Source organism: Streptomyces sp. ISL-11, from assembly GCF_018614525.1.
GTDB lineage: Bacteria > Actinomycetota > Actinomycetes > Streptomycetales > Streptomycetaceae > Streptomyces.
On record NZ_JAGGOL010000063.1, the window covers coordinates 23,973 to 45,443 of the forward strand.

General features: G+C 73.2%; 19 protein-coding genes. 16 read left to right on the plus strand and 3 right to left on the minus strand.

All coding sequences use genetic code 11. The features are described from left to right. Positions 1-37: 37 nt before the first annotated feature. Entirely contained in the window at positions 38-766 is a 729-nt protein-coding gene (locus J7E86_RS14385) for a FadR/GntR family transcriptional regulator (protein ID WP_215082043.1), read from the minus strand. Between the two features lie 72 nt (positions 767-838). On the opposite strand from J7E86_RS14385, the gene J7E86_RS14390 reads away from it, so the two are divergent. From J7E86_RS14390 to J7E86_RS14405, 4 genes are all read left to right on the plus strand, one after another. Further along, positions 839-2,206, plus strand: coding sequence for a glutamine synthetase family protein (locus tag J7E86_RS14390; protein WP_215082044.1), 1,368 nt, complete (start codon positions 839-841; stop codon positions 2,204-2,206). A gap of 12 nt (positions 2,207-2,218) precedes the next feature. Further along, positions 2,219-3,580: an aldehyde dehydrogenase gene (locus J7E86_RS14395; RefSeq protein ID WP_215082045.1), complete on the plus strand. Its 1,362-nt coding sequence runs from the start codon at positions 2,219-2,221 to the stop codon at positions 3,578-3,580. Further along, entirely contained in the window at positions 3,577-4,362 is a 786-nt protein-coding gene (locus tag J7E86_RS14400; protein ID WP_215082046.1) for a 3-oxoacyl-ACP reductase, read from the plus strand. Before J7E86_RS14395 ends, J7E86_RS14400 begins: the two co-directional genes overlap by 4 nt. Before the next feature lie 92 nt (positions 4,363-4,454). Then, positions 4,455-5,720 carry a haloacid dehalogenase-like hydrolase gene (locus tag J7E86_RS14405; RefSeq protein ID WP_215082047.1) on the plus strand — a complete coding sequence of 422 codons (1,266 nt, stop codon included), beginning with the start codon at positions 4,455-4,457 and terminating at the stop codon, positions 5,718-5,720. 32 nt (positions 5,721-5,752) lie between these two features. Here J7E86_RS14405 and J7E86_RS14410 read toward each other — a convergent pair whose 3' ends face one another. Then, entirely contained in the window at positions 5,753-6,958 is a 1,206-nt protein-coding gene (locus tag J7E86_RS14410; RefSeq protein WP_215082048.1) for an alanine racemase, read from the minus strand. Between the two features lie 279 nt (positions 6,959-7,237). Here J7E86_RS14410 and J7E86_RS14415 point away from each other — a divergent pair, with 279 nt between their 5' ends. The 4 genes from J7E86_RS14415 (at position 7,238) to J7E86_RS14430 (ending at position 11,689) form a co-directional block, all read left to right on the plus strand. After that, entirely contained in the window at positions 7,238-8,047 is an 810-nt protein-coding gene (locus J7E86_RS14415; RefSeq protein ID WP_215082071.1) for a hypothetical protein, read from the plus strand. Then, positions 8,044-9,204, plus strand: a complete 1,161-nt coding sequence (gene mycP / locus J7E86_RS14420) for a type VII secretion-associated serine protease mycosin (protein WP_215082049.1) — start codon at positions 8,044-8,046, stop codon at positions 9,202-9,204. The genes J7E86_RS14415 and mycP overlap by 4 nt, the downstream gene beginning before the upstream one ends. A 682-nt stretch (positions 9,205-9,886) precedes the next feature. Beyond that, a complete protein-coding gene (locus tag J7E86_RS14425) occupies positions 9,887-10,627 on the plus strand; it encodes an SseB family protein (protein WP_215082050.1) in 741 nt (246 codons plus the stop codon). A 240-nt stretch (positions 10,628-10,867) separates the two neighbouring features. Next, positions 10,868-11,689, plus strand: a complete 822-nt coding sequence (locus J7E86_RS14430) for an MIP family channel protein (RefSeq protein WP_374223800.1) — start codon at positions 10,868-10,870, stop codon at positions 11,687-11,689. Positions 11,690-11,816: 127 nt separating this feature from the next. On the opposite strand, the gene J7E86_RS14435 is transcribed toward J7E86_RS14430, so the two are convergent. Next, complete coding sequence (locus J7E86_RS14435) at positions 11,817-12,179, minus strand: DUF1844 domain-containing protein (RefSeq protein ID WP_215082052.1); 363 nt, start codon at positions 12,177-12,179, stop codon at positions 11,817-11,819. A 342-nt stretch (positions 12,180-12,521) separates the two neighbouring features. Between J7E86_RS14435 and infC the strand changes: the two genes are divergently transcribed. The 8 genes from infC to J7E86_RS14475 all read left to right on the plus strand — a co-directional run bounded on the left by infC (position 12,522) and on the right by J7E86_RS14475 (position 21,394). Continuing rightward, the gene (infC, locus tag J7E86_RS14440) at positions 12,522-13,205 is read left to right on the plus strand and encodes a translation initiation factor IF-3 (protein WP_215082053.1); all 684 of its coding nucleotides are present in this window, start codon (positions 12,522-12,524) and stop codon (positions 13,203-13,205) included. Positions 13,206-13,329: 124 nt separating this feature from the next. After that, positions 13,330-13,524: a 50S ribosomal protein L35 gene (rpmI, locus tag J7E86_RS14445; protein ID WP_071964711.1), complete on the plus strand. Its 195-nt coding sequence runs from the start codon at positions 13,330-13,332 to the stop codon at positions 13,522-13,524. 102 nt (positions 13,525-13,626) lie between these two features. Further along, complete coding sequence (rplT, locus tag J7E86_RS14450; protein ID WP_215082054.1) at positions 13,627-14,010, plus strand: 50S ribosomal protein L20; 384 nt, start codon at positions 13,627-13,629, stop codon at positions 14,008-14,010. 110 nt (positions 14,011-14,120) lie between these two features. Further along, entirely contained in the window at positions 14,121-14,975 is an 855-nt protein-coding gene (locus J7E86_RS14455; protein WP_215082055.1) for an RNA methyltransferase, read from the plus strand. A 39-nt stretch (positions 14,976-15,014) separates the two neighbouring features. Then, entirely contained in the window at positions 15,015-16,187 is a 1,173-nt protein-coding gene (locus J7E86_RS14460) for an ATP-binding protein (protein ID WP_215082056.1), read from the plus strand. Between the two features lie 169 nt (positions 16,188-16,356). Continuing rightward, positions 16,357-17,478, plus strand: coding sequence for a phenylalanine--tRNA ligase subunit alpha (gene pheS, locus J7E86_RS14465; RefSeq protein ID WP_215082057.1), 1,122 nt, complete (start codon positions 16,357-16,359; stop codon positions 17,476-17,478). Then, complete coding sequence (gene pheT / locus J7E86_RS14470; RefSeq protein WP_215082058.1) at positions 17,478-19,988, plus strand: phenylalanine--tRNA ligase subunit beta; 2,511 nt, start codon at positions 17,478-17,480, stop codon at positions 19,986-19,988. Before pheS ends, pheT begins: the two co-directional genes overlap by 1 nt. Positions 19,989-20,197: 209 nt before the next feature. After that, positions 20,198-21,394, plus strand: a complete 1,197-nt coding sequence (locus tag J7E86_RS14475) for a PP2C family protein-serine/threonine phosphatase (protein WP_215082059.1) — start codon at positions 20,198-20,200, stop codon at positions 21,392-21,394. The last annotated feature ends 77 nt before the right edge of the window (positions 21,395-21,471 follow it).

Here is a 21,471-nt window from a genome sequence, read left to right on the forward strand (position 1 = left end):
TGGCCAGGGCAACCCTCTTGCGTAAAAGACTGGTTACTTACGAGAGGAACCCCCGCAGCAGCGCGGCCGTGCCGCAGCAGTGTTCACGCATGACCTCGCGCGCGCCGTCCGCGTCGCCGGCCAGGATCGCCGCGACCAGCGCGGTGTGCTGTGCCTGGGAGTGTTCGAGGTTGCGCACCAGCAGCGGGATGCGGTCGAGCAGGTCGTTGACCGTCGCCCGCACGGCCGCGTACTGCGCGGCGAGCGTGGGGGAGCCCGACAGCTCGGCCAGCGTCAGGTGGAACAGCGTGTCCGCGCGCCGGTAGTCGTTCAGCGGCGCGTCGTGCGTGGCGGCCAGCGCCGCCCGCAGCCGCGCGGCCGGCTCCTCGGCCAGGCCGTGGGCCGCGCACAGCCCGGCCGCGCCCGTCTCCAGCACCTCCCGGAAGCGCAGCACGTCCTCGACGTCGACATCGGCCAGCCGCTGCCGCAGCCCGGCCGTGTCCGGGGCGGCCGCCGCCGTACGGGCCCGGACGAACGTCCCCCCGTACCGGCCGCGCCGGCTCTCCACCAGCCCCTGGTCCTGGAGCACCTTCAGCACCTCGCGCAGCGTCACCCGGCTGATCTGCATCCGCTCGGCCAACTCGCGCTCGGCGGGCAGGCGTTCTCCGTCCGGAACCAGCCCGAGCCGGACGATCTGGAGTATTTGCTCCAGGGCTTCCTCGAAGCCGTTGCGCGTCCGGACCGGCCGCAGCACCGGTGTGAGCCGGTCCGTCGGACTCCCGTCCATGACACCCCTTCCCAATCAATGGTCTACCGGCCTACCTTATGACCTCCGGTTGCGCAGACAGGAGGCTTTCCCGTGGCAGACCGCACGCCCCCGCTTTCCGTCGACGAGTTGCGTGCACTCGTCGACGCCGGGGAGATCGACACCGTCGTCCTCGCCTTCACCGACATGCAGGGAAGGCTCCAGGGCAAGCGGTTCGCCGCCCGGTACTTCCTCGACCAGGTGCTCGCCCACGGCACCGAGGGCTGCAACTACCTCCTCGCCGTGGACGTCGACCTCAACACCGTCGACGGCTACGCCATGTCCTCCTGGGAACGCGGCTACGGCGACTTCGCCCTGCACGGCGACGCCGCCACCCTCCGCCGCACCCCCTGGAACCCCGGCACCGCGCTCATCACCGCCGACCTCGCCTGGCACGACGGCTCACCGGTCGTGGCCTCCCCGCGCCAGATCCTGCGCGGCCAGCTCGACCGCCTCGCCGAACGCGGCTGGAGCGCGTACGCGGGCACCGAGCTGGAGTTCATCGTCTTCAAGGACACCTACGAGGAGGCGTGGGGCCGCGCCTACCGCGGCATGACCCCCGCCAACCAGTACAACGCCGACTACTCCGTCCTCGCCACCGGCCGCGTCGAGCCGCTCCTGCGCCGCATCCGCAACGAGATGGGCGCCGCCGGCATGACCGTGGAGTCGGCCAAGGGCGAGTGCAACCTCGGCCAGCACGAGATCGTCTTCGTCTACGACGAGGCCCTCGCCACCTGCGACCAGCACTCCGTCTACAAGACCGGGGCCAAGGAGATCGCCGCCCAGGAGGGCATGGCGCTCACCTTCATGGCGAAGTACGACGAGCGCGAGGGCAATTCCTGCCACATCCACCTCTCGCTGCGCGACGAGGCCGGGGCGCCCGTGCTGGCCGACGACTCCGGCCCGTACGGCATGTCGAAGACCATGCGGCACTTCCTGGCCGGGCAGCTCGCCGCGCTGCGCGACTTCACCCTGCTGTACGCGCCGAACATCAACTCCTACAAGCGGTTCCGCCCCGGCTCCTTCGCCCCGACCGCCGTCGCCTGGGGCCCCGACAACCGCACCTGCGCCCTGCGCGTCGTCGGCCACGGCCCCTCCCACCGCTTCGAGAACCGGCTCCCCGGCGGCGACGTGAACCCCTACCTCGCCGTCGCCGGCATGGTCGCCGCCGGACTGTACGGCGTCGAGAACGAACTGGAGCTGCCCGAGGCGTGCACCGGCAACGCCTACAGCGGTGACGCCGCGCACGTCCCCACCACGCTGCGCGAGGCCGCCGACCTGTGGGGGGCCAGCCCCATAGCGCGTGCCGCCTTCGGCGACGAGGTGGTCGAGCACTACCTCCACATGGCACGCGTCGAACAGCAGGCGTACGACACCGCAGTCACGGACTGGGAGCGGTTCCGCTCCTTCGAGCGCATGTAAGGACCGCGAACAGTGCACGAGATCATCAACCCGGCGACCGAAGAGGTCATCGCCACCGTCCCCGCCAGCACACCCGGGGACGTCGACGCCGCCGTCGCGAGGGCCCGCACCGCCCAGGCCGCGTGGGCCGCGCTGGCCCCCGGCGACCGGGCCCGGCAGCTCAGGCGCTTCGCCGCCGCCGTCGACACGCACCTGGAAGAGATCGCCCAGCTGGAGGTCCGCGAGGCCGGCCACCCCGTCGGCAACGCCCGCTGGGAGGTGGGCAACGCCCGCGACCTGCTCGACTACGCCGCCGGCGGCATCGAGCGGCTCACCGGCGCGCAGATCCCCGTCGCCGGCGGCATCAACGTCACCTTCCACGAGCCGCTCGGCGTCGTCGCCGTCATCGCCCCCTGGAACTTCCCGCTGCCCATCGCCGCCTGGGGCCTCGCCCCCGCCCTGGCCGCCGGCAACGCCGTCCTCCTCAAGCCCGCCGAGACCACCCCGCTCACCGCGCTGCGCCTGGCCGAGGTCGCCCTGGAGGCCGGGCTGCCCGAGGGGCTCTTCCAGGTCCTGCCCGGTGACGGGCCCGTCGCCGGCAACGCCCTCGTCGAGCACCCCGGCGTCGCCAAGGTCGTCTTCACCGGCTCCACCGGCGTCGGCAAGCAGATCATGGCCAAGTGCGCCGCGGGCGTGAAGCGGGTGACCCTCGAACTCGGAGGCAAGAGCCCCAACATCGTCTTCGCCGACGCCGACATCGAGCGCGCCGCCGCGGCCGCCCCCGGCTCCTTCCTCGACAACACCGGACAGGACTGCTGCGCCCGCAGCCGCATCCTGGTCCAGCGGAGCGTCTACGACCGCTTCATGGAGCTCCTGGAACCGGCGGTGAAGTCCTTCACCGCCGGCGACCCCACCGATCCGGCCACCTCCATGGGCCCCCTGATCTCCGCCGCGCACCGGGAACGCGTACGGGCGTACGTACCCGAGTCCGCCCCCGCGGCCATCCGCGGCGAGGTCCCGGCCGGCAAGGGCTTCTGGTATCCGGCGACCGTCCTCGAAGGGAACCCGGACGACCGCGTCGCCGTCGAGGAGGTCTTCGGCCCCGTCGCCGTGGTCATCCCCTTCGAGGACGAGGCGGACGCGGTACGCCTCGCCAACGCCACCGACTACGGCCTCTCCGGCTCCCTCTGGACCCGCGACGTCGGCCGCGCCCTGCGCGTGTCCCGCGCCGTCGACGCGGGCAACCTCTCCGTCAACTCCCACAGCAGCGTGCGCTACTGGACGCCCTTCGGCGGCTTCAAGCAGTCCGGCATCGGCCGGGAGCTGGGCCCCGACGCGCTCGCCGCCTTCACCGAGACCAAGAACGTGTTCATCAGCACCGAGGAGACCAAGTGACCGACCAGACCCCCGTCTGCCGCCGCCTCGTCGGCCGTACCGCCGTCATCACCGGTGCCGGCAGCGGCATCGGCCTGGCCACCGCCCGGCGCCTCGCCTCCGAGGGCGCCCACGTCGTCTGCGCGGACATCTCCGAGAGCGCCGGCAAGGCCGCCGCCGAAGAGGTCGGCGGGCTGTTCGTCAAGGTCGACGTCACCGACCCGGAAGAGGTCGAGGCACTCTTCAAGACCGCCTACGACACCTACGGCTCCGTCGACATCGCCTTCAACAACGCCGGCATCTCCCCGCCGGACGACGACTCCATCCTCACCACCGGACTCGACGCCTGGAAGCGCGTCCAGGAGGTCAACCTCACCTCCGTCTACCTCTGCTGCAAGGCGGCGCTGCCGTACATGCGCGAGCAGCGCCGGGGCTCCATCATCAACACCGCCTCCTTCGTCGCCGTGATGGGCGCCGCCACCTCCCAGATCAGCTACACCGCCTCCAAGGGCGGCGTGCTCGCGATGTCCCGCGAACTCGGCGTGCAGTTCGCCCGCGAGGGCATCCGCGTCAACGCCCTGTGCCCGGGGCCGGTGAACACCCCCCTGCTGAAGGAACTGTTCGCCAAGGACCCGGAGCGGGCCGAGCGCCGCCTCGTGCACGTGCCCGTCGGCCGGTTCGCCGAACCCGAGGAGATCGCCGCCGCCGTCGCCTTCCTCGCCAGCGACGACTCCTCCTTCGTCAACGCCGCCGAATTCCTGGTGGACGGCGGCATCGCGGGCGCCTACGTGACCCCGCTGTAAGGTCCATGATCAGTGCCGGGACCGGGCGGCCATGCCGGTGGTCCGGTCCCGGCGTGTGTCCTGCCACACCCGTACGTACCAGAAGAGATCCCATGCGCAAGAAGCCCGCCATCGTCGTCGGCCTCCTGGCCGCCGCGGCCCTCGCCACCTCGGTGCCCGCCACCGCGGCCCCCGCCCACACGGACCGCGACCGGTGCCCACAGCTCGACAAGAGCCTGAAGTGGTCCGGCGACAACCGCGCCAAGCTCCAGAAGATGATCGACGAGCGCGGCACCTGCTCCGGCAAGGGCGGCCCGCGCCCGGTCGCCGCCTTCGACTGGGACAACACCGTCGTCAAGAACGACATCACCGACGCCACCCTCGCCTGGGCCCTGCACCACGACAAGATCCTGCGGCCCAAGAGCTGGACCGCCACCAGCACATGGCTCACGCCCGCCGCCGACAAGGCCCTCACCAAGGCGTGCGGCACGTCCGTGCCCGTCGGCAAGCCGCTGCGCACGTCGAAGAACACCGCCTGCGCCGACGAGATCTTCGAGATCCGCGAGAAGTCGCAGACCATGAGCGGCGAGGCCGCCTTCGCCGGCGACTGGAACCACCGCCGCACGGTCCCCGCGTACGCCTGGATACCGCAGCTCTTCGCCGGCCACACCCCGGCCACCCTGACCTCCTTCGCCAAGAAGGCGCGCGCCGAGCAGCTCGCCGCGCCCGTCGGCACCAAGCAGAAGGTCGGCACGCACACCATCGCCGGCTACGTCCGCTACTACGACCAGCAGAAGGACCTCATCCGCACGCTCAAGAAGGCCGGCTTCGACGTCTACATCGTCTCCGCCTCCTCCGAGCCCATCGCGGAGGCGTGGTCCGGCGGCGTCGGCCTCGACCGCGAGCACACCATCGGCATCCGCAGCATCACCGAGCACGGCCGCCTCACCACCGCCATCAAGGGCTGCGGTGACGTCACCACCACGGGCGGCGAGGCCCTGCCGTACATGGACGGCAAGCGCTGCATGATCAACCAGGAGATCTTCGGGATCAAGGGCGCCAAGGCGTGGCAGCAGCAGGACTTCTCGCACCGCATCGCCCTGGGCGCGGGTGACGCCGACACCGACGTGACGTTCGTGAACGACGCGACCGGCGCGCACGTGGCCATCAACCGCAACAAGGCCGAGCTGATGTGCCGCGCCTACGACGACGCGGACGGCCGCTGGGTGGCCAACCCGATGTTCATCGACCCGATGCCGCGCAAGTCCGGTACGTACCCCTGCTCGACCACCGGCGCCACGAACGCCGACGGCACGCACGCCCCGGTCCGGCGCGCCGACGGCTCGGTCATCCCCGACCAGGCCGACCTGGCCGCCTGAGACCCGGCCCCCGTGGCGGGCGGCCGGGTGGTTCAGACGAAGGCGCGGCCCTCACCCCGATAGGTGGGGACCGTCGCCACCACCCGGTCGCCGTCCACCAGCCGCAGCGCGTCGAAGCGCTCGCACAGCTCGCCCGCCTTCGCATGCCGGAACCACACCTTGTCGCCCACCAGCAGGTCGTCGGCGGGCTGCCCGACCAGCGGCGTCTGCACCTCGCCGGCGCCCTCCCGCGCGTCGAGGCGCAGCCCCGGCGGAAGGTAGGGCTCCGGCAGCCGGTCGCGGCCCGCCGCGCCCGACGCCGGATAGCCGCCGCCCAGCACGGTCACCACGCCGACACCCGGGCGGCGCACCACCGGCAGCGCGAACAGCGCCGCCGGGCGGCCCCGGAACGAGGTGTAGTGGTCGAACAGCCGCGGCACGAACAGCCCGGACCCGGCGGCCACTTCCGTCACCGCCTCCTCCGCCGCCGTGTGCTGCACGCTGCCCGTGCCCCCGCCGTTGACGAACTCCAGCTCCGCGACCGCCCGTACGGCCCGTACGGCCGCGGCGCGGCGCACCGCCAGATCCTTGCGCGCCGCCGTCTGCATCAGCCGTATCGCCCGCGACGCCAGCGGCCGCCCCGCGACCGCGTCACCCACGCCCGCCACGTGCGCCTCGTACGCCATGAGGCCCACCACCCGGAAGCCCGGACGGCGCTCGACCAGCCGCGCCAGCTCCGCCAGCCCCCGCGGATCGCGCACCGGGGAGCGCAGCGCACCGATCCGCACCCGCCCGCCCAGCAGCCGCAGCGAGGTGTCCATCTCCAGACAGACCCGGACCGTCTCGCGCCCCGCCCGCGCCGCCTCGATCAGCGCCAGCTGGGCGGGATCGTCCACCATCACCGTCACGGCGGCCGCGAGCTTCGGATCCGACGTCAGCTCCGCGAACCCCGCCCGGTCGGCCGACGGATACGCCAGCAGCACATCGCCGATCCCCGAACGCGCCAGCCACAGCGACTCCGCCAGCGAGAAGCTCATCACCCCCGCGAACCCGTCTCGCGCCAGCACCCGCTCCAACAGCGCCCGGCAGCGCACCGACTTGCTCGCCACCCGCACGGGCTTGCCGCGCGCCCGCCGCAGCAGGTCGTCGGCGTTCGCGTCGAACGCCCGGACATCGACCACCGCCAGGGGCGCGTCGAGGGAGGCGGTGGCCCGGTCGTAACGGGCCCGGTCGGCGGAGCGGGCGGAGGGAGCCAGCATGGCCGCAGCCTGCCAGAGGAGCCCCGGCACGGGATAGGGGTCCGGCAAGGACCGGATGGCTCGCGATCGCGTCCGCCCCGTAGAGTGTCGGCCACGCCGTGGGCCGCGCGCCGGTGGCGGGATGTCCGGATACGAACCGGCCTGCCCCGAAGGACGATCGGGCCCGGTACGGCCAGCTCGCGAGGGGGAGCGCAGGGGTTGAGCACCGAAGCGGATGCCAGACCGCCGTCGGCTCCCACGCTGCCCGCGCGCCGGCCGGCCGTCCCCCGGCAGCCGCCGATGCCCGCCACACCCCCGACGACCGCCGCCGCCCCACCGACCGTCCCGCGACGCGGCCCCGCGCGTACCGCCGCGGCCGCCGCGTGCCTCGTCCTGGGCGTCGGCCTCATCGGCGGCGCCGCGGCCGGGAGTTGGCTGGCCGGCGCACCGGACCGGTCCTCCGCCGCCCAACGCGCCTTCGCCCAGGGCCGCACCCTGTGGCGGACCGTACCCGTGGACGAGTTCTTCCCCCGCACCCTGCACCTCGCCGGCGCGGGGCCCGGCGGCGCCGACCGTGACTGGACCCGCGTCGGCGTCGCCCCCGACAGCGGCTGCGACGGGGCCTTCGACCCCCTCCTGCGCAAGGCGCTGGCCCCGGCCGGCTGCGCACGCCTGCTGCGGGCGACCTACACCGACGCCACGTCCACCACCGTCACCACGGTCGGCCTGCTCGTCACGGCCACCGACGACCAGGGCATGCGCGCCCTGCGCCGGCGCTTCTCCGCCGAACACCTCGACGAACGCACCGACCTGATGCCCCGCCCCTACGCACCGCCGGACACCGTCGCCGAACGGTTCGGCGACGCCCAGCGCGCCAGCTGGCGCATCACCGTCCTCACCGACGCGCCCGCCGTCGTCTACGCCGTGACCGGCTTCGCGGACGCCCGCACCGGCACCCCGCCCCAGCCCGCCGGCCGGGCCGTCGCCCCCGGCGCCACCACCGCCCCCGCCCAGGCCGGCCTCGGCCACGAGGCGACGGCCCTGGCCGGCCACCTGGAGCGCACCCTCCGCGAGGCACTGCGCGCGGCGACCGAGGAGAGCGCCCGATGAGGGCGGCCCGCACCGCGGCGGCGCTCACGGCCGCCCTCGCCCTCACCGCCCTGCCCGCAGGCCCCGCACGGGCGGACGGCATACGGGTGCAGGAGTGGGCCCTCGACGCCCTGCACACCGAGGACGCCTGGCGGACGACCAAGGGCGCGGGCAGCACCGTCGCCGTCCTCGACACCGGCGTCGACGACGGACACCCCGACCTCAAGGGCCAGGTCCTGCCCGGCAAGGACCTCGTCGGCTTCGGCGCCGGCCCCGGCGACCGGGCCTGGGCCCGGCACGGCACCGCCATGGCCGGCATCATCGCCGGCCGCGGGCACGGCGACGACGGCGCCGACGGTGTCGTCGGCGTCGCCCCCGAGGCACGGATCCTGCCGGTCCGGGTGATCCTGGAGGACGGCGACCCGTCCCGTCCCAAGGCCCGCGCCGCCCGTGGCTCCGCCCTCGCCGACGGCATCCGCTGGGCCGCCGACCACGGCGCCGACGTCATCAACCTCTCCCTCGGCGACGACAGCGACACCGCCCATCCCGAACCACGCGAGGACGCCGCCGTCCGCTACGCCCTCGGCAAGGGCGCCGTCGTCGTCGCCTCCGCCGGCAACGGCGGCGAGCACGGCGACCACATCTCCTACCCGGCCGCCTACCCCGGCGTCATCGCCGTCACCGCAGTCGACCGCTACGGCAGCCGCGCCGCGTTCTCCACTCGCCGCTGGTACGCGGCGGTCAGCGCTCCCGGCGTCGACGTCGTCATCGCCGACCCGGACCGCCGCTACTACGAGGGCTGGGGCACGTCGGCGGCTGCCGCCTTCGTGTCCGGGGCCGTGGCGCTCGTACACTCCGCACACCCCGGCCTGAGCCCGGCCCAGGTCCGCCGCGTCGTCGTCGACACGGCCCAGCACGTACCGCCTGGCGGCCGCTCCGACGCGGTCGGCGGCGGGGTCGTGGACCCGGCCGCCGCGATTGCGCTGGGCGCGCGCCTGTCGTCCATCGGCCCGCCCCGTGACTACCCGGACCGTTACTTCGGTCCGGGCCCCCATGTGGCGGTGTCCGCTGCGCGGGGGGCGGATACCTCGGCGGTCGCGGCGGGCTCGCTGGGGGTGGCCCTCCTGACCACGGCGGCGGCGCTTTGGCGACGGAGTCGCGGTATCGGGGGGCCCTGACCTTTGCCGTGTGCGGCGCCGTTGCCGCTGCGCGGTGCTTGTTGGCGGTCGGTGCCGGGCCTCCGGGGGCCTGTTGTTGGGGCTGCTTCGCTTTACGCCCCAACAACAGGCCCCCTCCGGCCCGTCCCCTCCTGCCGGTGGGTGGGAGGAAAAGACCGGTGGTGACCGGCACCGCGCCAGCTGACCGGAACCACCAACTGGTTTTTTCTCCACCCCCCACGGGAGGGGGCGGGCCGGAGCGGGCCCTTGTCAGGGCGTAAAGCGAAGCAGCCCTGACAAGGGCCCGCGGAGGCCCGACCCCGCACCATTGACAGCCCCGCGCAGCGGCAACGGCCCCGCGCAGCGGCAACGGCCCCGCGCAGCGGGAAACGCACCCGCACGGGCAACCGTGCGAACCCAGAACCGCCCCCGCGCAGCGGGAGACGCACCCGCACGGGGCAACGGTGCGAACTCAGAACCGCCCCCGCGCAGCGGACCCGCACGGGGCAACGGTGCGAACTCAGAACCGCCCCCGCGCAGCGGACCCGCACGGGGCAACGGTGCGAACTCAGAACCGCCCCCGCGCAGCGGACCCGCACGGGGCAACGGTGCGAACTCAGAACCGCCTCCGCGCAGCGGACCCGCACGGGGCAACCGGCGAACCCCAAAAGACCCCGCATCCCGGGCCGGTAGGCTCACCCCCGTGCTGAAGAACATTCCCGACCCCGGTTTCTCCGACGACGACGGCTCCGCCGACGTCGCCCTCGCGGAGGCGCTCGCCGCCTGGGCGGCGACCCCGGCGGACCCGGCCGTGGAGGGCCGGGTTCTCACCTGCCTGCGAGCCGCACGGCTCCTCGTGCCCGTGGTCGCCGTGCTCGGTGAGGTGGAGACCGGGCCGGACGGGCTGAAGCGGGAGAAGACCAGCGACATGGCCGTGCCGACGCTCCAGGCGCCGGACGGGCGCAAGGCGCTGCCCGCCTTCACGTCGATCGAGATGCTGGCCCGCTGGCGCGCGGACGCGCGCCCCGTGGCGGTGCCGCTGCACCAGGCGTTGCAGGCGGCCGCGCACGAGAAGGCGGACACGATCGTGCTGGATCTCGCGGGTCCGGTGACGTACCAGCTGACGGGCCCGGCGCTGCTGGCGCTGGCCGAGGGCCGGACGAGCGTCGATCCGCTGACGGATCCCTCGGTGGCCGACGCGCTGCGGAGCGTACTGGTGGCGGAGCCGGGCGTGCTGCGGGCGCATCTGGGCCCGGCGCGGGACGCGGACGGCACGCTGGCGCTGACGCTGGTCGAGGACTCGGCACACCACGAGGTGGTGCGGCGGGTCGCGCAGGCCCTGGCGGCGAATGACGTGCTGCGCGGTCGGCTCGTACAGGGACTGGACATGGCCCTGGTCCCGGCAGGGGCCGCCCTGCCGGGGGAGCCGCTCTTCCAGCGCTGAGCGCCGGTCGCAGGACCGGCCCGGTGGGGGCCGAACCCCGTCCACGAGGCGCCGGCGGCAGGACCGGCCCGGTGGGGGCCCAGCCCCATCCACGGGCGCCGGCCGCAAGACCGGCCCGGTGGGGGCTGAGCCCCACCCACGAGCGCCGGCCGCAAGGCCAACGCGCGGGGGGCCGGGGATCGTCCGACAATGCGAGGACAGTCCACGAGATCCCCGGGAGGACCCATGGACGCCGTGAAAATGGGATCTTTGCAGCTTGGATCGGTGCAGGTGAGAACCGTTGTGGCGGAGTTCGCCGGCACCGCGCTGCTGGTCTTCTTCGCCGTCGGCTCCGCGGTTCTCGCGGCCGATTACATCGGGGTCCTGGGCATCGCCCTGGCCTTCGGTTTCACTCTTCTGGCCCTGGCGTACGCGCTGGGCCCGATCTCGGGTGCTCACGTCAACCCCGCGGTGACGATGGGCTTCCTGGCGCAGGGCCGCATCACGCTGCGTACGGCGATCGAGTACTGGATCGCGCAGCTGCTGGGCGGCATCGTCGGCGCGGCGGTGCTGTTCCTGCTGGCCAAGCAGGTGCCGGGGCTCAAGACGCACGGCGCGTTCGGCAGCAACGGCTTCGGTGACCGCTCGGCGGTGCACATCAACACCGGCGGCGCGTTCCTCGCGGAGGTCGTCCTGACGTTCCTGCTGGTCTTCGTCGTGCTCGGGGTGACGCACAAGGTGGCGGTCGTCGGCTTCGACGGCCTGCCGATCGGCCTGGCGCTCGCCGTGATCCACCTGGTGGGCATTCCGCTGACCGGTACGTCCGTGAACCCGGCCCGGAGCCTGGGCCCGGCGCTCTTCGCGGGCGACGGCGCGCTGTCCCAGCTGTGGCTGTTCATCGTGGCCCCGCTGATCGGCGGGGTGCTCGCGGCCCTGGCGCACCAGTGCACGCATCCGCGGATGGGGCCGGCCAACGTGGCGGACGAGCGGTCCACCCGGCCGCGCCCGACCTCCTCGGCGCACCCGGAGACCCGGCCGCGCCCGGACGCCACGCCGCCCCCGGAGGAGCCGGGGAGTCCGTAGGCCGTGTCCGGCGGATCATGTGAGCGGGCGGCTGCGGGCCGTGTCGTGCGCACCACCGCTGCGCGGCGGTGTCCTCAAACGCCGGACGGGCTGAAAGGGGCGCCGGACCCGCCCGGAGGGCCGACCCTCAGCCGAAGACAGGCCCGGTGTACTTCTCGCCGGGCCCCTGCCCCGGCTCGTCCGGTACGACGGACGCCTCGCGGAAGGCCAGCTGGAGCGACTTCAGGCCGTCGCGCAGCGGTCCGGCGTGGAAGTTGCTGACCTCGGTGGCGCTGGCGGTGACCAGCCCGGCGAGTGCGGTGATCAGCTTGCGGGCCTCGTCGAGGTCCTTGTGCTGGTCGCCCTCCTCGGCCAGGCCGAGGTTGACCGCCGCCGAGCTCATCAGGTGCACCGCGACCGTCGTGATCACCTCGACCGCGGGTACGTCCGCGATGTCACGGGTCATGGTGTCGAAGTCCGGCGTCTCACCGGTGGGGGTCGCGTCACTCATGGCGCCCACGATACGGCCCGGAGCCGAATCGGTTCGCCACGGGTTGGCACCCTCCGTGCCGACGCTGCTAAGGTTGTCCCACGACCGGCTGGACACTCACGTGCCCGGCCCACAAGTGGAGGCTCCGAACTCCCACCTAGTCGATCCCCGATCGGCAGGTCTCCGGTCAGGCAGCGGCCATCGTTCCGTACGGACGATGGAGCTGCCCGATAGCCCCGCGGCTCACACCGTGGCGGTTCCGGTTTTCATGGAGCCCCCGCCTGTGTCCCGTCCGGGGCATTTTTTGTGCACTCGGTGCGGTTGGTACGAAACAGACGTTACGCGGCTGTCCGCCAGACAACCGTGTGGTGCAACCTAGGAGGCCCCATCAGCACCGAGCCCCGCATCAACGACCGGATTCGCGTCCCCGAGGTGCGACTCGTCGGTCCGAGCGGCGAGCAGGTGGGCATTGTGCCGCTCGCCAAGGCCCTTGAGCTCGCGCAGGAGTACGACCTCGACCTGGTCGAGGTCGCCGCTTCCGCCAGGCCGCCGGTCTGCAAGCTCATGGACTACGGCAAGTTCAAGTACGAGTCGGCCATGAAGGCCCGTGAGGCGCGCAAGAACCAGGCGCACACGGTCATCAAGGAGATGAAGCTCCGGCCGAAGATCGACCCGCACGACTATGACACCAAGAAGGGTCACGTCGTCCGGTTCCTCAAGCAGGGCGACAAGGTCAAGATCACGATCATGTTCCGTGGTCGCGAGCAGTCCCGGCCCGAGCTGGGCTTCCGGCTGCTGCAGCGACTCGCGTCCGACGTGGAGGAGCTCGGCTTCATCGAGTCGAACCCGAAGCAGGACGGCCGCAACATGATCATGGTTCTCGGCCCGCACAAGAAGAAGACCGAGGCGATGGCCGAGGCTCGCGAGCTCGCCGAAGCCCGTAAGGCGGAGCGCCGTGGCGCCGGCCACACGGACGAGGCCGAGGCTCCCGTCGAGGAAGGCACCGCCGCGGCGGAGCCGACCGGCGACGAGCCCGCCGAGGCGTGATCCCAGGGCTCGCGCCCTGGTTTACCTCCGGGGTAACCCGCCCCGAAGCAACCGAACACAGCTGACGCTCCCCTGCGCCCGTTCGCGGGCCCGGGGAGCGCCACCGACGAGGAGATACGGCGCGATGCCGAAGAACAAGACGCACTCCGGTGCCAGCAAGCGCTTCAAGATCACTGGCTCCGGCAAGGTCATGCGCGAGCGCGCCGGCAAGCGCCACCTGCTCGAGCACAAGTCGTCCAAGCTGACGCGTCGCCTCACCGGCAACGCCGAGATGGCCCCGGGCGACGCCAAGAAGATCAAGAAGCTTCTCGGCAAGTGACGCTCCGCGCCCCGTACGCACGGGGTGCGCGTCGGACCGGGACCCATTCGAATTCGGGCCGCGTGAGAACGCACCGCGGCCCCGCTACAAGGAGTTAAACAAGTGGCACGCGTCAAGCGCGCAGTCAACGCGCACAAGAAGCGTCGGGCGATCCTCGAGGCGGCCAAGGGCTACCGCGGCCAGCGGTCGCGCCTGTACCGCAAGGCCAAGGAGCAGGTCACCCACTCCCTGGTCTACAACTACAACGACCGCAAGAAGCGCAAGGGCGACTTCCGTCAGCTGTGGATCCAGCGCATCAACGCCGCTGCCCGCCAGAACGGCATGACGTACAACCGCCTCATCCAGGGTCTGAAGGCCGCCAACATCGAGGTGGACCGCAAGATCCTGGCCGAGCTCGCGGTCAACGACATGAACGCGTTCGCCGCGCTCGTCGAGGTCGCGCAGAAGGCGCTGCCGGCCGACGTGAACGCCCCGAAGGCCGCCTGACCCAGGCGCCCGAAGGCTGTGCAACGGACCCGCAGGCCCTCGCGGCCTGCGGGTCCGACGCTTTTCCGCATCACCCGCAGACGACCGACCTACGAAGTGAGCCGCCGCCCATGGGCACCCCCGAGCTGATCTCCCCGCGCTCCCCCCGCGTCATCGCCGCCCGCCGGCTGGCCAAGCGCAGTTTCCGGGTCAAGGAGCGCCGGTTCATCGCCGAGGGCCCCCAGGCCGTACGCGAGGCGATCGAGCACCGCAGCGGGGGCGAGCCCACCCTGGTCGAGCTCTTCGCCACCGCCGAGGCCGCCGAGCGCCACGCGGAGATCGTGGAGGCCGCCGACGCGGCGGGCGTGCGGGTGCACACCGCCGACGACGAGGTGGTCGCCGGTCTCTCCCAGACGGTCACGCCGCAGGGCCTGGTCGGTGTCTGCCGCTTCCTCGACTCGCCCTTCGAGGAGATCCTCGCCGCCCGCCCCAAGCTGGTCGCCGTCCTCGCGCACGTACGCGACCCCGGGAACGCCGGTACCGTCCTGCGCTGCGCGGACGCCGCCGGCGCGGACGCCGTGGTGCTGACCGACGCCTCGGTGGACCTCTACAACCCCAAGTCGGTGCGCGCCTCCGTCGGCTCCCTGTTCCACCTGCCGGTCGCCGTCGGTGTGCCCGTCGAGCAGGCGGTACGCGGCCTGCAGGGCGCCGGCGCGCGGATCCTGGCCGCCGACGGCGCGGGGGAGCGGGACCTGGACGGCGAGCTGGACCGGGGCACCATGGGCGGTCCCACCGCCTGGATCTTCGGCAACGAGGCGTGGGGGCTGCCGGAGGAGACCCGTGCCCTCGCCGACGAGGTCGTCCGGGTGCCGATCCACGGCAAGGCCGAGAGCCTGAACCTCGCGACGGCCGCCGCGGTCTGCCTCTACGCCTCCGCCCGTGCGCAGCGTGCACCCGGAGGGTGCCGCTCCGTGACCTTCAGCTAGTAGGGTTGCCCTCCGGGGGCTCGGGAGGGGGTGCGGATGATGAACGTCAGGACTTCCGGAAGCGTGGCCGACGCCTGTCCGGACGCTTCCGGTGAGAGCCGGGGCGGCCGCGGTCCCCGCGGCTCCCGCGAGGGGCCCGGAGCGGGCCCGGACGGCCTGGGGCTGGACCCCGACGACCTGCCCGACGGCCTCGTCGTGGCGGACGAGAACGGCCGCGTGACCTGCTTCAACGCCGCCGCCGCCCGCATCACGGCCGTACGGCCGCAGGAGGCCCTCGGCCGGCCCCTGGAGAGCGCCCTGCCCTTCGAGGACCTGGAGGGCCGCCGCTGGTGGCAGCTGACCGACCCCTACGGCGGCCTGGCCACCCGGGTCGGCCAGCCCGAGCGCAATCTCCTGCTGCCCGGCGGCCGCGAGGTGCTCGTCTCCGCCCGCTACGTCCGTGAGCGGCCGACCGGCCCCGTGCGGCGCCTGGTGGTGCAGCTGCGCGGCACCGAGGCGCGCCGCCGCACCGAGCGCAGTCATGCCGAGCTGATCGCCACCGTCGCCCACGAGCTGCGTTCGCCGCTGACGTCCGTCAAGGGCTTCACGGCCACCCTGCTGGCCAAGTGGGAGCGGTTCACCGACGACCAGAAGCGGCTGATGCTGGAGACCGTCGACGCCGACGCCGACCGCGTCACCCGCCTGATCGCCGAGCTCCTCGACATCTCCCGGATCGACTCCGGGCGGCTGGAGATCCGCCGCCAGCCCGTCGACGTCGTCGCCGCCGTCCACCGGCACGTCCAGGCGCACATGGCGGCCGGACAGTCCGCCGAGCGGTTCCGCGTGCGGGTCGCCGGGCCGCTGCCACAGCTGTGGGCAGACCCGGACAAGGTCGACCAGGTGCTGGGGAATCTCCTGGAAAACGCGGTGCGCCACGGCGCCGGAAAGGTCACCATAGAGGTGTCACCGGCGTTGATGAAGTCCCGGACGGAGGGTACGGCGGTCACCGTGAGCGATGAGGGGCCCGGGATCCCGGAGGAGTCGATGAGCCGCGTCTTCACCCGCTTCTGGCGGGGCAGCAAGCGCGGCGGCACCGGTCTGGGCCTGTACATCGTCAAGGGCATCGTCGAGGCGCACGGCGGGACGATCACCGTGGAACGGGCCGCCCGCGGCGGCGCCCAGTTCCGATTTACGTTGCCCGTGGGCGCACCGGCCTTTCTCTCCCAGGGTTGAGAGCGGGACCGGCAGCCCGCGGGCCCACCCCACCACACGCGCCCTTTAGACTCGACCTTTGGCACCTTTGGCACGACCTTGGCACCCATCTGATGGGCAAGCGCCGCCAGCCGAAGCCTGGGGGCACCTCCCAGCGGTAGCTGGGGGACAATCGGAAGCACGGGAAGAGATGTCCGCACCCAATAAGTCGTACGACCCTGTCGAGGTCGAGGCACTGAAACCGGAAGAGATCGAGCGCATGCGGGACGAGGCGCTCGCCGCCTTCGGCGCCGCCGGCGACCTCGACGCGCTCCACGGCGCCAAGATCGCCCACACCGGTCCCACCTCGCCGCTGTCCCTCGCCAACCGCGAGATCGGCGCCCTGCCCCCGCAGGCCAAGGCCGAGGCCGGCAAGCGCGTGGGCATGGCCCGCGGTGCCGTCAACAAGGCCCTCGCCGCCCGCCAGGCCGAGCTGGAGGCCGAGCGCGACGCCCGGGTGCTGGTCGAGGAGGCGGTGGACGTCACGCTGCCCTACGACCGCACCCCCGCCGGCGCCCGGCACCCGCTGACGACCTTCTGCGAGCGCGTCGAGGACGTCTTCGTCGCGATGGGCTACGAGGTCGCCGAGGGTCCCGAGGTCGAGGCCGAGTGGTTCAACTTCGACGCCCTGAACTTCGAGCCGGACCACCCGGCCCGTGCGATGCAGGACACGTTCTTCGTCCAGGACAAGAACGGCAAGGCCGACTCCGGTGTCGTGCTGCGCACCCACACCTCCCCGGTGCAGGTCCGCTCCATGCTCGACCGCGAGCCGCCCGTCTACGTCATCTGCCCGGGCCGCGTCTACCGCACGGACGAGCTGGACGCCACCCACACCCCGGTCTTCCACCAGGTCGAGCTGCTCGCCATCGACGAGGGCCTGACCATGGCGGACCTCAAGGGCACCCTGGACCACATGGTCCAGGCGCTCTTCGGTGCCGGCATGTCCACCCGCCTGCGGCCGAACTACTTCCCGTTCACCGAGCCGTCCGCCGAGATGGACATGCAGTGCTACGTGTGCCGCGGTGAGTCGGTCGGCAACCCCGACCGCCCCTGCCGCACGTGCTCCAGCGAGGGCTGGATCGAGCTGGGCGGCTGCGGCATGGTCAACCCCCGGGTGCTGATCGCCGCGGGCATCGACCCGGAGAAGTACAGCGGATTCGCCTTCGGGTTCGGCATCGAACGGATGCTGATGTTCCGCCACAACGTCGAAGACATGCGAGACATGGTCGAGGGTGACGTGCGTTTCACCCGGCCGTTCGGGATGGAGATCTGATGCGGGTCCCGCTTTCCTGGCTGCGGGAATACGTCGACCTGCCGGCCGGTGAGACCGGTCGCGACGTGCAGGCCAAGCTCGTCGCCGCCGGCCTCGAGGTCGAGCGTGTCGAGCAGCTCGGCACGGGCCTCAAGGGCCCCCTGGTCGTCGGCAAGGTCCTCACGATCGAGGAGCTGGAGGGGTTCAAGAAGCCCATCCGCTTCTGCACGGTCGACGTCGGCACGGCCAACGGCACCGGTGAGCCGCAGGAGATCGTCTGCGGCGCCCGCAACTTCTCCGTGGGCGACAAGGTCGTCGTGGTCCTCCCCGGCGCCGTGCTGCCCGGTGACTTCGCGATCGCCGCGCGCAAGACGTACGGCCGGACCTCCCACGGCATGATCTGCTCCGGCGACGAGCTGGGCATGGGCGACGACGGCACGCACGGCATCATCGTGCTGCCGCAGGAGTACGAGCCCGGCACCGACGCCATCGAGCTGCTGGAGCTCGTCGACGAGGTCCTCGACATCGCCGTCACCCCCGACCGGGGCTACTGCCTGTCGATGCGCGGCGTCGCCCGCGAGGCCGCCACCGCCTACGGTCTGCCGCTGCGCGACCCGGCCCTGCTGGACGTCCCCGCGCCCAACGCCTACGGCTACGTCGTCAAGGTCGCCGACCCGGCCGGCTGCTCGCGCTTCACCGCCCGTACGGTCACCGGCGTCGACCCCGTCGCGCGGTCGCCGATCTGGCTCCAGCGCCGCCTCCAGAAGGCCGGCATGCGCCCGGTCTCCCTCGCCGTCGACGTCACCAATTACGTGATGCTCGAAGTGGGCCAGCCGCTGCACGCCTACGACCGGTCCCGCATCGACGGGCCGATCGGTGTGCGCCGCGCCGAGCGCGGCGAGAAGCTCACCACCCTCGACGGTGTCAAGCGCGCGCTGCACCCCGAGGACCTGGTCATCACCGACAACCGCGGCCCCATCGGCCTCGCGGGTGTCATGGGCGGTGCCGACACCGAGATCGCCGACCACGCGGCCGGCCACGGCACCACCGAAATCGTCGTCGAGGCCGCGCACTTCGACGCCGTCGCCGTCGCCCGCACCACCCGGCGCCACAAGCTGTCCTCCGAGGCGTCCAAGCGCTTCGAGCGCGGCGTCGACCCGAACGCGGCCTCCGCGGCCGCCCAGCGGACCGTCGACCTGCTGGTGCTGCTCGGCGGCGGCACCGCCGAGGCCGGCGTCACCGAGATCGTCGCCCCCAGCGGCCCGCGCACGATCTCGATCGGCGCGGACCACCCGGACCGCGTCGCGGGCGTCGAGTACGGCCGCGAGACCGTCGTGCGCCGCCTCCAGGAGGTCGGCTGCGACGTCTACGGGCAGGACGAGCTGATCGTCACCGTGCCCAGCTGGCGCCCGGACCTCACCGACCCCAACGACCTCGCCGAAGAGGTCATCCGGCTGGAGGGCTACGAGAACCTGCCCTCCACCCTGCCGCGGCCGCCCGCCGGCCGTGGCCTGACCGAGCGCCAGCGCCTGCACCGCCGCGTCGGCCGCGCGCTCGCCGGCGCCGGTTACGTCGAGGCCCCCAGCTACCCCTTCCTCGGGGACGCCGCCGTCGACCAGCTCGGCCTGGCCGCCGACGACCCGCGCCGCACCGCGGTGCGCCTGGTCAACCCGCTCTCCGACAACGAGCCGGCGCTGCGCACCACGCTGCTGCCGGGCCTGTTCGCCGCCCTGCGCCGCAACGACGGCCGCGGTGAGCACGACCTCGCACTCTTCGAGACCGGGCTGGTCTTCCTGCCGACCGGTACCGAGACGGCCGCCGTCCGGCTGCCCGTCGACCGCCGCCCGACGGACGAGGAGATCGCCGGCCTGGACGCCGCGCTGCCCGAGCAGCCGCGCCACGCCGGTGTCGTCCTCGCCGGCGCGCGCGAGCGGGCCGGCTGGTGGGGCCAGGGCCGCCCGTCGACCTGGGCGGACGCCGTCGAGGCCGGCCGCTCGGTCGCCCGCGAGGCCGGCGTGGAGCTGATCGTCCGCCAGGACCAGCGGGCGCCGTACCACCCGGGCCGCTGCGCCGCGCTGCTCGCCGTCGTCGACGGCGAGGAGATCACCGTGGGCGGCGCCGGCGAGCTGCACCCGCGCGTCATCAAGGCGTTCGGCCTGCCGGAGCGCACCTGCGCCATGGAGATCGACCTCGACCTCCTGGAGCGGGCGGGCACCGGCGTCGTCGTGGCCCCGCACGTCTCCGCCTTCCCGGTGGCCACCCAGGACGTCGCGCTCGTCGTCGACTCCTCGGTCCCGGCGACCGACGTCGAGGCCGCGCTGCGGGCCGGCGCCGGTGAACTCCTGGAGTCGCTGCGCCTGTTCGACGTCTTCGCCGGCGAACAGCTCGGCGAGGGCAAGAAGTCGCTGGCCTACGCCCTGCGCTTCCGCGCCTCCGACCGCACTCTGACCGCGGACGAGGCCACGGCGGCCCGCGACGCCGCCGTCGCCTCGGCGGTCGAGCGCACGGGCGCGGTGCTGCGCGGGGCGTGAGCCCACCTCCGCACGGCACGCGTGAGCGGTGAACGTCGCCGACCACACGAGGGGCGCACCCGGTTCACCGGGTGCGCCCCTCGCGCGTGCCATCGTCCCTGAGTGTCCGAATATCACTCAATAGGGTGGAATTGGAGGCTCACGTCGTTACTTCGTGGTGAGCGCTCGCGAGAATCGTGCGCGTCATTGCTGCGAGGGGGGCCGACGGCATGATCCGTACCAGGGCGGTGCGCTGGCGGAAGAGGGCGGTGTTCGCCCTCCCGGGACTGTGGGTCCTGGCCGTCCTCGCGTGGGAGCTGCTGAGCCCGCGCGGCACCCAGGCCCTCCAGCTGCTCGCCGCCACACCCGCCATCGCCTGCGCGGGCACCGGCCGCCGCCAGTGCGTCGTCCTCGCCGGGGGCTGCGCGCTGGCCGCCCTCGTCCCCCTCGGCACCGCCGGGCACATCGACACCCCGGCCCGGCTGGGCACCTGCTGCGCCACCGTCGCCGTCGCCGCGGCCGCCTACGCCGTCACCCGTCGCAGGCGCCGGCTCGTGCGCGACCTGGAGCGCGCCCGCGAGATCGCCGCCACCGCGCAGCGGGTGCTGCTGCGGCCGCTGCCGCCCCGGCTCGACGGGATGACGCTCGCCGGCGGCCATCTGTCCGTCAGCGAGGGCACCCTCGTCGGCGGCGACCTCTACGAGGTGCTGGCCACCCCGCACGGCGTCCGCGTCGTCATAGGGGACGTCCGCGGCCACGGCTTCACCGCGATCGGCACCGTCGCCGCCGTCCTCGGCAGCTTCCGCGAGGCCGCGCACGACGAACCGGCGCTGCCCGGTGTGCTGCGCCGCCTGGAGCGGGCGCTGCAGCGGCACGTGGGGGAGCGCTCCTGGGCCGAGGGCCCGGCGAAGTACGGCGGCGAGCCGGAGCGTTCGGCGGGCGAGGAGTTCGTGACCATCCTGCTGCTGGAGGTGCGCCCGGACGGCGTGGTCACGGCGCTCAACTGCGGGCACCCCTGGCCGTACCGCCTCTCGGGGGCGACCGGCCGCCGCGCCCGGGCCGCCGCCGTGGGCGGCGACGACCCGCTGCCGCCGCTCGGGCTGTTCCCCCTGCCCGCCGAGCTGCCCGTCGCCCGGCTGACCAGGCTGCTGCCGGGCGACGCGCTGGTCCTGCACACCGACGGCGCGGAGGACGCCCGGGACGCGGACGGCGCGTTCTTCCCGCTGGCCAGGATCCTCGCCGAGGCCGCCCGCGCGCCCATCGTCCCCGCCGCGGTCGTCGAGCGGGTCCAGAGCGCCCTGTTGCGCCACACGGGAGGCCGGCTCTCCGACGACATCGCCCTGCTGGTGCTGCGCAACGACCGCCCCCATGCGGCGGATCGGGCGCCCCACTCCCACCTCGCGCGGTGCGGCAGAGCGCCGGGATGAGGGCGTGTCCGCCCGGCGCGGACGGAGCAGAGTGCGGCACTCCGCTCTGACGGACAGCGACGGCCGGTTCACACCCC